General features: G+C 70.0%; 16 protein-coding genes and 4 tRNA genes. 17 read left to right on the top strand and 3 right to left on the bottom strand.

Going from position 1 to position 13,903, the window contains the following annotated elements; translation table 11 throughout:
- Positions 1 to 136 precede the first annotated feature (136 nt).
- Positions 137 to 958: an acyltransferase family protein gene (locus IT293_11105; protein ID MCC6765198.1), complete on the bottom strand. Its 822-nt coding sequence runs from the start codon at positions 956 to 958 to the stop codon at positions 137 to 139.
- Positions 959 to 1,309: 351 nt separating this feature from the next.
- On the opposite strand from IT293_11105, the gene IT293_11100 reads away from it, so the two are divergent.
- The 9 genes from IT293_11100 (at position 1,310) to IT293_11060 (ending at position 9,280) form a co-directional block, all read left to right on the top strand.
- Positions 1,310 to 1,987, top strand: a complete 678-nt coding sequence (locus IT293_11100) for a ferric reductase-like transmembrane domain-containing protein (GenBank protein MCC6765197.1) — start codon at positions 1,310 to 1,312, stop codon at positions 1,985 to 1,987.
- On the top strand, positions 1,984 to 3,192 hold the full coding sequence (locus IT293_11095; GenBank protein MCC6765196.1) for a cytochrome P450: 1,209 nt from the start codon (positions 1,984 to 1,986) through the stop codon (positions 3,190 to 3,192). Before IT293_11100 ends, IT293_11095 begins: the two co-directional genes overlap by 4 nt.
- A 62-nt stretch (positions 3,193 to 3,254) precedes the next feature.
- A complete protein-coding gene (locus tag IT293_11090) occupies positions 3,255 to 3,719 on the top strand; it encodes an FKBP-type peptidyl-prolyl cis-trans isomerase (GenBank protein ID MCC6765195.1) in 465 nt (154 codons plus the stop codon).
- A 72-nt stretch (positions 3,720 to 3,791) separates the two neighbouring features.
- Positions 3,792 to 4,580, top strand: coding sequence for a uroporphyrinogen-III synthase (locus IT293_11085; GenBank protein ID MCC6765194.1), 789 nt, complete (start codon positions 3,792 to 3,794; stop codon positions 4,578 to 4,580).
- A 295-nt stretch (positions 4,581 to 4,875) separates the two neighbouring features.
- Complete coding sequence (hemE, locus tag IT293_11080; protein ID MCC6765193.1) at positions 4,876 to 5,925, top strand: uroporphyrinogen decarboxylase; 1,050 nt, start codon at positions 4,876 to 4,878, stop codon at positions 5,923 to 5,925.
- A gap of 192 nt (positions 5,926 to 6,117) precedes the next feature.
- Complete coding sequence (locus IT293_11075) at positions 6,118 to 7,410, top strand: citrate synthase (protein ID MCC6765192.1); 1,293 nt, start codon at positions 6,118 to 6,120, stop codon at positions 7,408 to 7,410.
- 140 nt (positions 7,411 to 7,550) lie between these two features.
- The gene (locus tag IT293_11070; GenBank protein ID MCC6765191.1) at positions 7,551 to 7,931 is read left to right on the top strand and encodes a hypothetical protein; all 381 of its coding nucleotides are present in this window, start codon (positions 7,551 to 7,553) and stop codon (positions 7,929 to 7,931) included.
- On the top strand, positions 7,928 to 8,926 hold the full coding sequence (gene dusB, locus IT293_11065; GenBank protein ID MCC6765190.1) for a tRNA dihydrouridine synthase DusB: 999 nt from the start codon (positions 7,928 to 7,930) through the stop codon (positions 8,924 to 8,926). Before IT293_11070 ends, dusB begins: the two co-directional genes overlap by 4 nt.
- 81 nt (positions 8,927 to 9,007) lie before the next feature.
- Complete coding sequence (locus tag IT293_11060; protein MCC6765189.1) at positions 9,008 to 9,280, top strand: hypothetical protein; 273 nt, start codon at positions 9,008 to 9,010, stop codon at positions 9,278 to 9,280.
- A gap of 77 nt (positions 9,281 to 9,357) precedes the next feature.
- On the opposite strand, the gene IT293_11055 is transcribed toward IT293_11060, so the two are convergent.
- Together IT293_11055 and IT293_11050 are read right to left on the bottom strand one after the other, a co-directional pair.
- Complete coding sequence (locus tag IT293_11055) at positions 9,358 to 9,777, bottom strand: response regulator (GenBank protein ID MCC6765188.1); 420 nt, start codon at positions 9,775 to 9,777, stop codon at positions 9,358 to 9,360.
- A gap of 14 nt (positions 9,778 to 9,791) precedes the next feature.
- The gene (locus IT293_11050; GenBank protein MCC6765187.1) at positions 9,792 to 10,790 is read right to left on the bottom strand and encodes a sigma-54-dependent Fis family transcriptional regulator; all 999 of its coding nucleotides are present in this window, start codon (positions 10,788 to 10,790) and stop codon (positions 9,792 to 9,794) included.
- 16 nt (positions 10,791 to 10,806) lie between these two features.
- Here IT293_11050 and IT293_11045 point away from each other — a divergent pair, with 16 nt between their 5' ends.
- From IT293_11045 to IT293_11010, 8 genes are all read left to right on the top strand, one after another.
- Positions 10,807 to 10,977 (top strand): hypothetical protein, encoded by a 171-nt coding sequence (locus tag IT293_11045; GenBank protein MCC6765186.1) that lies wholly within the window; start codon positions 10,807 to 10,809, stop codon positions 10,975 to 10,977.
- Between the two features lie 88 nt (positions 10,978 to 11,065).
- Positions 11,066 to 11,836: a ribonuclease PH gene (gene rph / locus IT293_11040; protein ID MCC6765185.1), complete on the top strand. Its 771-nt coding sequence runs from the start codon at positions 11,066 to 11,068 to the stop codon at positions 11,834 to 11,836.
- Between the two features lie 16 nt (positions 11,837 to 11,852).
- Positions 11,853 to 12,470, top strand: coding sequence for an XTP/dITP diphosphatase (locus tag IT293_11035; protein ID MCC6765184.1), 618 nt, complete (start codon positions 11,853 to 11,855; stop codon positions 12,468 to 12,470).
- Positions 12,471 to 12,582: 112 nt separating this feature from the next.
- Positions 12,583 to 12,656: transfer RNA gene (locus IT293_11030), tRNA-Pro, on the top strand.
- A 28-nt stretch (positions 12,657 to 12,684) separates the two neighbouring features.
- Positions 12,685 to 12,758, top strand: a tRNA-Arg gene (locus tag IT293_11025).
- 38 nt (positions 12,759 to 12,796) lie between these two features.
- Positions 12,797 to 12,869: transfer RNA gene (locus IT293_11020), tRNA-His, on the top strand.
- Between the two features lie 75 nt (positions 12,870 to 12,944).
- Positions 12,945 to 13,017, top strand: a tRNA-Lys gene (locus IT293_11015).
- Between the two features lie 92 nt (positions 13,018 to 13,109).
- Positions 13,110 to 13,886 (top strand): amino acid ABC transporter substrate-binding protein, encoded by a 777-nt coding sequence (locus IT293_11010; GenBank protein ID MCC6765183.1) that lies wholly within the window; start codon positions 13,110 to 13,112, stop codon positions 13,884 to 13,886.
- Positions 13,887 to 13,903 lie beyond the last annotated feature (17 nt).

Below are 13,903 nucleotides of genomic sequence, written 5' to 3'. Positions count from 1 at the left end.
GCTGAAAAAGGGGCATCTGCTGCGTTGCTCCCTCCTTCGCTTGCCGTGCCCTCGGAGAGGGTGCGGCGTAGCTCCGCTACGCCTCCGCGCTCAGTCGGTCGCGCCTTGCATCTGCCCCTTTTTGAGCAACCTGCCGTCAGCCGAAGATGACGGTGCTGCGGCGTAGGCGTTCCGCGTCGAGCAGCCGCTGGACTTCCGCGCGGACGTACTCGGCGCGTTCGTGGAGGAATTGTTCGCGCGGGGTGCGCGGGTACGGGCGCACGGGCATGAGGGGCGGGCCGAAGCGAATGCGCCACTTCGTGGGGAGCGGCAAGTAGCCGAGCGGGCCGAGCAGATAGAGCAGGCTCGGTACGGGAATGAAGGGGACGCGGAACATACGCGGCAGCTGCGGGATGCGGAAGAGGGAGCGCGTCGTTTCCTCGGCGCCGATCACCGCGACGGGGACGACCGGCGCCTGATGGCGCGCGCTCAGGTGCGCGACGCCGGTGCGGAACGGACGGAGACAATAGGCCTGGTGGTACGGCTTGCCGAGCGCCTCCTCGCCCTCGGGGAAGATCCCGACGGCCTCGCCGCGCTTGAGCAGCGTCGCGCCGTTCATGGTCGAGGCTTCGACGCCGCCGAGCCGGCTGAAGAGCGTGCCGATCCCGGGGAGGTCGGTCACGAACTTCGCGTACAGCATCCGGACGATGCGGTGCGCGGGGTGCTCGTCCTCGACGGCGAGCGAGATCATCGCGGCATCGAAGGGGAGCGCTCCCGAGTGGTTGGCCGCGAGCAGCACCGGTCCTTCGGTCGGGAGGTGCTCGAGACCCTCGACCTCGACGCGCCAGTAGTACTTGTAGAGGAATCGAAAGAAGGGCTTCGCGCGCGCGCGTGCGATCGGGTCGAAGCCGAAGGGATCGACAGCGCTTCGCGCCGTCGTCCTGGTCTTACGAACGCCGTTTCTCTCCGCCTCTTCCATCCCGCAACCCCTCCACGGCACTCACCACGACGACCGACCAAGACCCACTGTGCGAAGGTGCTGTCGCATAGCACAGGTTTCTGGAGATGTCTCGGAGAATTTCGATGCCGCGTTGCGGCAAGAAGGCGGCGCGCTTGAGCGGCGCGCTTGACGGGACGGGTCCCGCGCGCGATGGCGGAGGCCGCGTGACTTTCTCGAAACGACGCTTCGTCGCGGAGCTCCGGTGCGCGAAACGCTGCCTTCGAAGCGGGGGGCGGGTATGATCGGTGACGGCGTGACCCCCCGTCGTCGTGTTGTCACCGCGACCCGTCGCGATCGCGTCTCCGCTTCGCCATGACCGCGCATGCCGCCATGCCGCCGCCCGCCACGCGCGCCGACCCGGGAGAGATCGCGTGGATCGTCGGCGCCACACTGCTCGGTTTGACGGTCGCGGCGAGCGTCCTGGTCGCGGGCGAGGCCGGACGCGAGGCGACCCGCCTCGCGCTGCGTGCGACCGCGCGCGTCTCGTTCGTCTACTTCGTGCTGGCGTTCACGGCGGCGCCGCTCGCGCGGCTGCGACCGGCGCCATGGAGCCGGTGGTTGCTGCGCCGGCGGCGCGCGTTCGGCGTCGCGTTCGGGGCCACCATGACGGTGCACGTCGGCTGCCTGCTGCGGCTCTACGGGCTCTATGCGCCGGAGCGTCCGCCCATGGTGACCGACGCCGACTTCCTGATCGGCGTACCGGGTCTCGTGCTGGTCGCGCTCATGACGGTCACGTCGCTCGTCGCCGTGCGGCGGCGTCTCGCGGAGGCGCACTGGCGGCGGCTCCACCGCGCCGGCGTCTGGTTCGTATGGGCGGTCTTCTTCCTCTGCCTCGTCGACAGCGTCGGGCGGAAGGAGAGCGCGCACCCGTTCCTCGGGTACTGGGCGTTCGTGGCGGTCCTGCTCGCGGCGGCGGCGTTGCGGTGGGCGGCGTGGCGGATGCCCGGCGCCCCGTCTTCCCCCGGATCGGCGCGCGTGTCAGGCAGCGTCGTGGAGGACCCGTCATGACCCGCACACGACTCGACGTCGGACAGTTCGCGGCCGATCCGTTCGGCACGCTCCGCCGCGCGCGCGACGCCGGCGGCGTCGTGGCGCTCGAGCTCGGAGGCGCCGGTGTGATGCGTCACGAGCAGGTGCGCGGCCTCCTCACGGACCCGCGCATGCGCGCCGACTTCCCGGCCTTCCTCCGCGCCGTCGGCGTCAGCTCGGGGCCGTTCTACGAGTGGATGGCGATCTCGCCGCTGAACCGCGATGGCGCCGAGCACCAGCGCTACCGGAGCGTCATGTCGCGCACCTTCACGCCAAGGAGCGTGGAGCGCCTGCGGCCCTTCCTGCGGCGGGCCGCGCACGAGCTCATCGACGCGTTCGTCGACGCCGGCCGCTGCGAGTTCATGGCCGCCTTCGCCGACCCGTATCCCTCGCTCGGCCTCTGCGAGCTGATCGGCGTTCCCACCGACGACCGCGAGCGCTTCCGGGGCTGGGCGAACACGATCGGGCTCGGCTTCAGCCCGCTCGTCGCGATGCACATCGCGGCCGTCGACGAGGCGCTGACCCAGCTCCTCGCCTACACGGCGGAGCTTGCGGCGCGCCGCCGCGCCGAGCCGCGCGACGACCTGGTGAGCCGCATCGCGCAGGCGGCGCTCGAGGACGGCTGGTCCGACTTCGAGGTGCACGGCTTCATCGCCGGGCTCGTCTTCGCCGGCCACGAGACCACCAAGAATCAGCTCGGATGGACGATCCAGGTGCTCTCCGAGCATCCCGATCTCTGGGACGCCGCGGCGGCCGGTACGGTGGCGGTGGCGGATGTCGTCGAAGAGGTGCTGCGCTTCCGCTCGGCCGTGACCGGCGTCGGGCGGACCGCGGCCGAGCCGGTCGACGTCGACGGCGAGCGCATCGCGGCGGGCGAGACGGTCTTCCTCTCGGTGTGGAGCGCCAACCACGACGAGCGCGTCTTCGCCGATCCCGAGCGCGTGGACGCTGCGCACGGCGCGGCGGCGCCGCACCTCGCTTTCGGACACGGGGCGCACCATTGTCTCGGCGCGGCGCTCGCGCGCGCCGAGCTGCAGGAGGCGCTCGCGGCGCTCGTCGCGCGGTGCGCGTGTCCGACCGTCGAGGCCGGGAGCGTCTGGCGCCCGCCGCTCGGCATCAACGGACCGGAACGGCTGCCGATCCGCTTTGCCCGCCGCGCCTCCGCCGCAGTGGCCGCGGACTGACACGCGCGACCGGCGTCGCGTGGTTGACCGACTCCGACGGCGCCGATAGCGTGCGCCGCGCCATGACGAATCGGATCATACTCTCTCTCGCGTTGATCGCGGCGCTCGCGATCGGTTGCGAGCGGTCGCAGGAAGCCGGCCACGAGGCCGGCGCTTCCGCGGAAAAGGCGGGCACGATGGCCGAGAACCTGGAAACGACGCCGAGCGGGCTCCAGTACGTGGACCTCGAGGCCGGCACGGGCGCGTCGCCTCAGAAGGGCCAGACCGCGGTGGTGCACTACACCGGCTGGCTCGTCGACGGGAAGAAGTTCGACAGCTCGAAGGATCGCGGCCAGCCGTTCAGCTTCGCGGTGGGTCGCGGCCAGGTCATCAAGGGCTGGGACGAAGGCGTCGCCACGATGAAGGTCGGCGGCACGCGCAAGCTCGTCATCCCGCCGGACCTCGCCTACGGGGCGCGCGGCGCGGGCGGCGTGATCCCGCCGAACGCGACGCTCACCTTCGAGGTCGAGCTCCTCGAGATCCGGTAGGGCCGCGCGCGAGCGCGCATGGCGGACGCTCCCCTTCGGGTGGTCGCCTTCGAGAGCCGCCGGGCGGCGGAGATCGCGGCGCTCATCCGGAAGCAGGGCGCGGAGCCGTTCGTCGCCCCGTCGATGCGCGAGGTGCCGCTCGCGGAGCGGCCGGCGGCGCTCGCGTTCGCGCATGCGCTCGCGGCGGGTGAGGTCGACGTCGTCGTGCTGCTGACGGGCGTCGGGACGCGCGCGCTCGTCGACGCCATGGCGCCGGTGCTCCCGCGCGAGCGGGCGGCGCAGCTGCTCGACCGGACGACGCTCGTGGCGCGCGGACCGAAGCCGGTGGCGGCGCTCCGCGCACTCGGCCTCGTGCCGGCCCTCACGGTGCCCGAGCCGGGCACGTGGCGCGAGCTCCTCGCGGCGCTCGACGCGGCGGGGCCGCTCGCGGGCACGCGCGTCGCGGTGCAGGAGTACGGGGCGGCAAATCCCGAGCTGCTCGACGGGCTCCGCGCGCGCGGGGCGCGGGTGACGGCGGTGCCGGTGTACCGCTGGGCGTTGCCGGAAGATCTCGGACCACTCGCGGAGGCGATCGCGCGGCTCGTCGCCGGGAACATCGAGGTGGCGCTCTTCACGAGTGCGACGCAGGTGGTGCACCTCCTGCAGGTCGCGGACGCGCGGGGAGTCGCCGACCCGCTTCGCGTCGCCTTCGCACGCGTCGTCGTCGGCTCGATCGGCCCCGTCTGCAGCGCGGCGCTCGCGGCGGCCGGGCTGGCCGCCGACCTCGAGCCGAGCCGTCCGAAGATGGGACCGCTCGTCACCGAGACCCTGCGCGCCGCGCCGGGCCTGCTCGCCGGCAAGCGGCGCGCCGAGGTGCGCTAGCTGGCAGGTTGCTGAGGAAGGGCCATCTTTCATTCCTACCGAGCTTCCGGCTCGTCGAACGTCCCGCAGGGTCACACTGAAGTTGAAATGGGATGAGCGGAGCGGAGCGACGCTCACACCATGCGCACATGGTACTCCCGGCAGGTTGCTCAAAAGGGTCGAGATGCGAGGCGCGAGGCGAGCGAAGGAGGAGGCGTAGCGGAGCTACGCCGCACGACTGAGCGACCCGAGCAACGAAGCAGATCGGCCCTTTTCAGCAACCTGCTAGACTCGACGCCGCGCGGCGAGCCTGGCATTGTCCGCGCTGGTGTCCGCCGCCACGCGATTCCTCCGCGCCTGCCGTCGCGAGCCGACCGACTGCACGCCGGTCTGGATCATGCGTCAGGCCGGCCGCTACATGCCGGAGTACCGGGCGCTCCGCGCCCGGCACGGATTCCTCGAGCTCTGCAAGACGCCCGAGCTCGCGGCGCAGGTGACGCTCATGCCGGTCGAGCGCTTCCCGGTCGACGCCGCGATCCTCTTCGCCGACATCCTGCTGGTGCTGGAGCCGATGGGCGTCGGGCTCGAGTTCGCCAAGGGCGACGGGCCGGTGATCCACCGTCCCGTGCGGACGCGCGCCGACGTCGACGCGCTCGCCCGCGTGCCGGTCGCCGACGGGCTCGGCTACGTGCTCGAGACGGTGCGCCTGGTGCGGCGGCGCCTCGCGGGTCGGGTGCCGTTGATCGGCTTCGCGGGCGCGCCCTTCACGCTCGCCTCGTACGTCATCGAGGGCGGCGGCTCGCGTCAGTACCGGCACACGAAGACGCTCATGTACACCGACCCCGGCGCCTGGCATGCGCTCATGGAGCGCCTCTCGGAGACGATCGTCGAGTACCTGCGAGCGCAGGTCGCGGCCGGCGCGCAGGCGGTGCAGGTGTTCGACAGCTGGGTCGGGTGCCTCGGGCCCGACGACTATCGGGCCTACGTGCTGCCGCACATGCGCGCCACGTTCACGGCGCTCGTGGACACCGGTGTGCCGGCGATCCATTTCGGCACCGGCACCGCGGCGCTGCTCGAGCTCGTCCGCGAGGCCGGCGGCGACGTGATCGGGCTCGACTGGCACGTCGATCTCGCCGACGCGTGGCGGCGCGTCGGGTACGACGTGGCGGTGCAGGGCAACCTCGATCCGGTCGCGCTCTTCGCGCCGGTGGACGAGATCCGCCGGCGCGTCGCGCGCGTCCTCGAGCGTGCGGGCGGGCGTCCGGGCCATGTCTTCAACCTCGGCCACGGCGTCTTGCCCGAGACCCCGCTCGAGCACGTCGGCGCCGTGATCGCCGCCGTCCACGAGCTCTCGGCGCGAAGCTGAGCCGCATGGCGTCGCTCGGCGACGCGGTGGTGGAGGCGCGGGCGATCATGGCGGGTCGTGCCGTGCCGGGCCCGGGATTCGATCCATTCGACCGCGCCGCCGGCCCCGCATGGTGAGGATCCGGTTCTCGTCGCGTTGCGGCATTCGCTCGGTCCGCTAGAATCCGCGCGCGAAAAGGAAAGGACGGACGCCATGCCGCATGACTCGCTGACGATCACCGACAATCGGACGGGGAAGACCTACGAGGTGCCGGTCGAGCACAACACGATCCGGGCGCTCGACCTCCGCAAGATCAAGACCGACCCGGAAGATTTCGGGCTCATGGCGTACGATCCGGCGTTCACCAACACCGCGTCGTGCAAGAGCCGCATCACCTACATCGACGGCGACAAGGGCATCCTGCGCTACCGCGGTTATCCGATCGAGCAGATCGCCGAGCAGAGCACGTATCTCGAGACGGCGTACCTCTTGGTGAAGGGGGAGCTGCCGAAGCCGTCGCACCTGAAGGCGTTCGACCAGAACATCCGTCTCCATACGATCATCCACGAGAACATCAAGAAGTTCATCGACGGCTTCCACTACGACGCCCACCCGATGGGCATCCTCGTCGGCACCGTCGGCGCGCTCTCGACCTTCTACACGGACGCGAAGCGCATCTTCGATCCCGAGTCGCGGCGCATCCAGACGCACCGCCTGATCGCCAAGATGCCGACGATCGCTGCCTTCGCGTACCGTCATTCGATCGGCATGCCGTACGCGTACCCCGACAACGACCTCAGCTACACCGGCAATTTCTTGAACATGCTCTTCAAGATGACCGAGCTAAAGTACAAGCCGAATCCCGCGCTCGAGCGCGCGATCGACGTGCTCTTCATCCTGCACGCCGACCACGAGCAGAACTGCTCGACGAGCGCCATGCGCGGCGTCGGGAGCTCGCAGGTGGACCCCTATTCCGCAATCGCGGCGGCGACCGCCGCCCTCTATGGCCCGCTCCATGGCGGCGCCAACGAGGCCGTCATCCGGATGCTCATGGAGATCGGCTCGAAGGACAAAGTGCCGGCCTACATCAAGCGCGTGAAGGAGGGCGAGATCCGCCTGATGGGCTTCGGGCACCGCATCTACAAGAATTACGATCCGCGCGCGAAGATCTGCCGCCAGATCGCCGGCGAGGTGTTCGAGGTGACGGGACCGAATCCGCTGCTCGACATCGCCATCGAGCTCGAGCGCATCGCGCTCGCCGACGACTATTTCGTCTCGCACAAGCTCTACCCGAACGTCGATTTCTACTCGGGCATCATCTACCAGGCGATGGGATTTCCGATGGACATGTTCCCGGTGCTGTTCGCGATCCCGCGGACCTCCGGCTGGCTGGCGCAATGGATCGAGATGCTGCAGGACGACGATCAGAAGATCGCCCGTCCACGGCAGATCTACCTCGGCCCCGAGGAGCGCGACTACGTGCCGGTATCGGAGCGGCCGGAGTAATCCTGGGGGCTACTTTACTTGATGATGAGGTACGCGACGGCGACGATCATGGCGCCGCCCGCGATCCCAAGCGCGACGAACAGGCCATCCATGGGCCCAGGTTCTACACCTCTCGTGTCGTCGAGCAAGCGAAATCGCGTATGAAGGACCTCGTGTTCCGACCGCCGTTCGAACGCGCGGAAGCCGTGCGCGATGGTGAGCTCGCGCCTACGGAACTCGTGCAGTCGCGCCCGGATCGCATCGATGCACTGAATCCGCCGCTAAGTGCTTTCGTGGTCTTGCGCCGCGAGGAAGCTCCGGGGGCGGCGGCGGCGCTCCGGCGCCCGATCGTCGCCGGCGAGCGCTTCGGACCCCGTGCAGGGCTGCCGATCGGCGGGAAGGACCTGGGGGACGACGCGGGTCTCGCCGTTCGGACCTGGATCGTCGGACCGCGCTTCCGCGACGATCTCGTGCTGCGGGGCTCGTACGTCCGCGATCAGGCGCCGCCCTGGAACGGCCGCCGGCCGGAGCTCGGGGCGTGACGGCGCAGCGGTTCTCGATCGGCGGCGTCACGGTCGCGCCGAACCTCGTGCTCGCCCCGATGTCGGGCATCACCGACTCCGCGTATCGCTCATTCGTGAAGGAGCAGAACGCGGACGCGGTCGGCCTCGTCGTGACCGAGCTCATCAGCATCGAGGCGCTGACGCGCCGGAACGTCCGCACCCGTGACATGATGCGTTTCCGCCCGCTCGAGCGGCCGATCTCGATCCAGCTTTTCGGCGCCGATCCGGTCCGCATGGCCGAGTCGGCGCGCATGGCGGAGGATCTCGGCGCCGACATCGTCGACGTGAACTGCGGCTGTCCCGCTCCCAAGGTGACCAAGAAGGGCGGCGGCGCCGAACTCATGCGCCGGCCCGCCGTGCTGCGGGAGGTCCTCGGAGCGCTGCGCCGCGCGCTCGAGATTCCCTTCACGGTGAAGATCCGCGCCGGCTGGGACGAGGGGTCGCGGAACGCCGTCGAGGTGGCGCGCCTGGCGGAAGGCGAGGGTGCCCAGGCGATCGCGGTCCACGGCCGGACGCGGGCGCAGCTCTACAGCGGCGAGTCGGACTGGGAGCTCGTCGCGCAGGTGAAGCAGGCGGTCCGGGTGCCGGTGATCGGCAGCGGCGATGTCACGAGCGCGGCGGGCGCGCTCGCACGCTTCGCCGAGACCGGCGTGGACGGCATCATGGTGGGGCGCGCCACGTTGGCGCACCCATGGATCTTCCGCGAGATCGAGGCCCTGCAGCGGGGGTTCCCGACGGCTCCGCCGACCCCGGCGGAGCGCATCGCGGCGGTCGACAAGATGATCGCGCGCCTCGAGGAAGAGCTGCCCCCGAAGGCCGCGCTCGGGCGCTCGCGGGGGCTCGCGTGCCGGATGGTGAAGCACCTCCGCGGCGGCGCCGAGCTCCGCGCCGCGCTCACACGCGCGCCCACCACCGCCGCCATGCGCGCGCTCCTCGCCGCCGCCGGATCCCTTGTGTACGAATCGGCCGCATAGTGTAATCCGCGTGCTTCCGTGCAATCGCCTCGTCCCCACCCGGTGCAATCGGGCACCGTCAAATCGCAAGGAGGTTGGAGCATGCGCACAGCGTCGTTGAGCATCGCCGGAGCGGCCGCTCTCGTGCTCGCGAGTCTCTCGTCGAGCTTCGCGAGCGACGTCAACTGCGGCATCGTCATGAAGTCGGTGAAGATGGGTCGTTCGGCCCAGGATATCGCCGAGACGATGATGATCTCCACGGACGACGTGGAGAAGTGCAAGAAGGAGGCGGCCGAAGCCCCGAAGGAAGGGCAGGCCGCCGGTGGCGAGAAGCCCGCGGCCGAGAAGAAGCCGGAGGCCGGCGGGGCGCACTGAGCGGCTCGTCGCTCTCCCGCTCGAAACCGAAACGAACGACGCGCCGAGGGGCCTGCGCTCCTCGGCGCGTTCGCGCTTCAGGAGCTCAGCATGTCGTCGATGCGGTGCTCGATGCTGCGTTGGTGCAGTTGGGCGCGCAGCCGCTGGAAGAGCTCGGTCTTGTTGATCGGCTTGGTCAGGAACTCGCTCACCCCGAGCCGCATCCCGACGACGCGGGTTTCCATGTCGTCCTTCGCCGTCAAGAGGATCACCGGGATCTCGCGCGTGCGCTCGTCCTTGCGGAGCGCCTCGCAGACCTGGAAGCCGTCCATGCCGGGCATCATCACGTCGAGGAGGATCACGTCGATGGGATGCGCGGCCACGGCCGCCAGCGCCTCGCGCCCTCCATGGGCGCACTGCACGGCGAACCCCTCCTTGATGAGCAGGCGCTCCAGGATGTCGACCGCGTTCCGGTCGTCGTCCACCACCAGCACGTTCCCCTCTCGCTTCGGATCCATCGCGGCTCTCTCCCCTACAGCAGATAGCTTTGTTGAGCGCCCTGGTACGGCGCACCCGGCTTCCTCCGCCGGAGCTTCGCGACGAGCGTCGTGCGCTTGAGGCCGAGCAGCCGCGCCGCCGCCTGTTTGTTGCCCTTCGTCCGCCGCAGGGCTTCCTCGATGAGGCGATTCTCGAACTCCTCGACCGCGCTGTTCAGGTCGAGGCCGTTCTCGGAGAGCGACGGCTTCGGGATGCGCTTCTCCGAGATGAACGATCGGATGTTGCTCGGCAGGTTCTCGACGCGGATCCACCCGTCTTCGGATAGGATCACCATGCGCTCGATGAGGTTTTCGAGCTCGCGCACGTTCCCCGGCCAATCGTACTCCCACAGGTGCACCATGCTCTCGTCGGTGATCTGCGCGGGGCGATCGGGGCGCTTGCGGTTGTGCTTCTCGAGGAAGTGCGCGATCAGGAGCGGGATGTCCGAGCGGCGCTCGCGCAGCGGCGGCATGACGATCGGAATCACCTGCAACCGATAGAAGAGGTCCTCGCGGAACATGCCGCGGTCGACCTCCTGCTGGAGATCCTTGTTGGTGGCGGCGAGCACGCGGACGTCGACCTTCATGGTGCGATCCGCGCCGACGGGCCGGACCTCGCGGTCCTGGAGCACGCGGAGCAGCTTCACCTGCAGCCGCGGGCTCATCTCGCCGACCTCGTCGAGGAAGATCGTGCCGCCGTTCGCGAGCTGGAACATGCCCGCCCGCGCGCCGATGGCGCCGGTGAACGCTCCGCGCTCGTGACCGAAGATCTCCGACTCGAGCAGCTCCGCCGGGATGGCGCCGCAGTTCACGGGAATGAACGGGCGGTCGGCGCGCGGCGACAGCTGATGCGTCGCGCGGGCCACGAGCTCCTTGCCGGTTCCGCTCTCGCCCATGACGAGGACCGTCGCATCGGTCGCCGTCACTTTCTTGATGAGAGCGTGGATCTTTTGCACCGTCGGGTGCTGCCCAATGAGAAACGGGAATTGATCCATACGCGCTCGCTCTCCGATGGTTCTGAAAATGTGTCGCGTGCGTGAAAAACGTAACAGTGGTGTTTCGGGCGGACAAGACGAAATCTTTAGCGAGCGTGCCCTGAAACCCGCGTCGATGGCCGGTGAGCGCACGTCAGCCGTCGTGCGCGATGCGCAGTGCGCGGTGCGCGCGCTGTCGGGAAGTTGACATCAGTGCGTGAGTGCGATGAATCGACCCGCCACGCCGCGAGCGGCACACGCAACGCCGACTCGCACGGCGGACGAGAGGAGATCCGATGACGGTGAAATCGCGATCGGCGCGGCGGAAGGACCGGGGGCCGCGTCCCGACGGACGACGCGCGCGCGAGCTGCGCCCGGTGGAGATCACACCGAACTATCTCCGCCACGCCGAGGGGTCGGCGTTGATCGCGTTCGGGGCGACCCGCGTGCTCTGCGCGGCGTCGGTGCAGGAGGGTGTGCCGCAATGGATGCGGAACAGCGGACGCGGCTGGGTCACGGCGGAGTACGGGATGCTGCCGCGTTCGACCCACACCCGCTCCGACCGTGAGGCGGCGCGGGGCAAGATCGGCGGACGCACCCAGGAGATCCAACGGCTCATCGGGCGGAGCCTCCGCGCCGTGATCGACATGGCCGCGCTCGGCGAGCGCACCATCTGGATCGACTGCGACGTCATCGAGGCCGACGGCGGCACCCGCACGGCCGCGATCACCGGCGCCTACGTCGCGCTCGCGCTCGCCGTGCGGAAGCTCCAGAAAGCGGGCCTGCTCGAGGCCTCGCCGCTGCTCGATCACGTCGCCGCGGTGAGCGTTGGCATCGTCGACAAGCGGCTCTGCCTCGACCTCGCCTACGAGGAGGACAGTAAGGCCGAGGTCGACATGAACGTCGTCATGACGGGGAAGGGCAGGTTCATCGAGGTGCAGGGCACCGCCGAGGGGAAGCCCTTCACCGCGACGCAGCTCGAAGCGATGACCGCGCTCGCGACCGAGGGCGTCGGGACGCTCGTCGCGCTGCAGAAGAAGGTGCTCGCCGAAAGCGCGGGGGCCTGAGGGGCGGGCGGCGAGCATGGCGACGAGGGGCACGGGGTGGCCGCCGCGCCTCGTCTTCGCGACGGGGAACCGCGGCAAGCTCCGCGAGGTCGCCAGGATCCTGGCGCCGGCCGGGGTGACGGTGGTCGGGATCGCCGACGTCGCGCCCGAGTGGCGCGTCGTCGAGGACGGCGCGACCTTCGCCGCGAACGCGCGCCTCAAGGCGGAGAGCCTCACCCGGCGGACCGGGCTCCCGGCCCTCGGCGACGATTCGGGGCTCGAGGTGGCGGCCCTCGGCGGGCGGCCCGGCGTACGCTCCGCCCGCTACGCCGGCGCGCACGCGACCGACGCCGAGAACACCGCCCGGCTCCTCGGCGAGCTCGCCGACGTTCCCGACGACGCGCGCGCCGCCGCCTTCCGCTGCGCGCTCGTGCTCGCCTGGCCCGACGGCCGGAGCGTCGAGGCCGAAGGCCGCTGCGAGGGCGTCATCGCGCGGACGCCGCGGGGCGCGGGTGGGTTCGGCTACGACCCGGTCTTCGTCGACCCCGCGAGCGGCCGCACCTTCGCCGAGCTCCCCACCGAGGCCAAGAACGCGTTCAGTCATCGCCGGCGCGCCCTTGATGCCCTCGCGCGGGCGCTCGCGGCGCGTCCGTGAGCGCCCACGCGCTTGAAAGCCCGGATACGCGATGGTACTCCCCTCGAAGGTCAGGGCGCGCCCGTACGACCGAACGATCATGCGAGACGGCGCGGGAAGTGCGAGCTCTAGACGGGGCGTGGCGCAGCCTGGTAGCGCACCTGCCTTGGGCGCAGGGGGTCGGAGGTTCAAATCCTCTCGCCCCGATTGGCTGGCACGTTTCCGCTTCCGGCTTGCGCCAGTAGCTCAGTTGGATAGAGCAACGGCCTTCTAAGCCGTAGGTCAGGGGTTCGAATCCCCTCTGGCGCGCTCTGATAGGACGCATCGAAGACGAGCAGCGACACGTGGTGACTGTAGCTCAGTTGGTAGAGCACCGGATTGTGGCTCCGGGGGTCGAGGGTTCGAAGCCCTTCAGTCACCCTTTCCACTTCACCAACGCGTGACAGCGCGCGACGAATCGTCTAGATTCGCGCGCTCTCGCCAACCGAAGCGCGTGGGCCGGTAGCTCAATTGGTAGAGCAGCTGACTCTTAATCAGCGGGTTCGGAGTTCGATCCTCCGCCGGCCCATTTTCACTTCAAGCGCGTATGGCGACGGCATCCTTCCTTCTTCCGCCTCGGGTGTTGCGTCGCGTTCCGACGCCCGATAAGGGCGCGCGGTGATGTCGTTCACGATCATTCGTCTGCTCGCCGGCGCGCTCGCCGCGCTCTGCTTCGGCTGTGCCACGACGCATTCCCCTGCGCCCGAGCCTCCTCCTCTTCTTCCGCTCCGTGTCGGCGTGACACCGGACATGGCGCCCTACGTCTTCCAGCGCGGCGATGGCTTCGCGGGGCTCGAGATCGACTTCGCGGAGCGCCTGGCCGGCGCGCTCGGCCGTCCACTCGAGCTCGTGCGGGTGCCGTGGGACGAGCAGATCCAGGCGCTGCTCGCCGGCCGGACCGACGTCATCATGTCGGGCATGTCGATCACGCCCGCGCGCGCGGCGCGCGTCGCGTTCGGCGACGGCTATCTCACTACGTCGCTGCAGGGCGTGGTGCGGCGCGAGGACGCCGAGCGTTGGCCGACGCCGGAGGCGCTCCTGCGGACCTCGCCGCGGATCGGGGTCAAGTCCCGGACGACCGGCGAGGCGCTCGTGCGCCAGCGCCGCTCCGACGAGGACATCGTCGTCTACCGCCGGTCGCGCGACGCCGTTTGGGAGCTGATGAACTATCGCATCGACGCCTACGTGAGCGACGCGCCCGTCATCGAGGCCGCCGTCCTCGCGCACCCCGACAAGCTCGTGGCGTATCCGCGGGCCGTCGGCGAACAAGCGCTCGCCTGGGCGTTCCGGCCCGACGACGTGGCGCTCCGTCAGGCAGCGAACGACGTGCTGCGGCGCTGGCGCGCGGACGGGACGCTGCGGCAGATCCTCGCCGCGTGGCCGAGCATCGTCGAGTAGCCGGCGCTTCGGGGGCG

This window comes from Deltaproteobacteria bacterium (assembly GCA_020848745.1).
In the GTDB taxonomy this organism is placed as follows: domain Bacteria; phylum Desulfobacterota; class Binatia; order UTPRO1; family UTPRO1; genus UTPRO1.
This window is presented reverse-complemented; position numbering and strand designations above follow the sequence as displayed.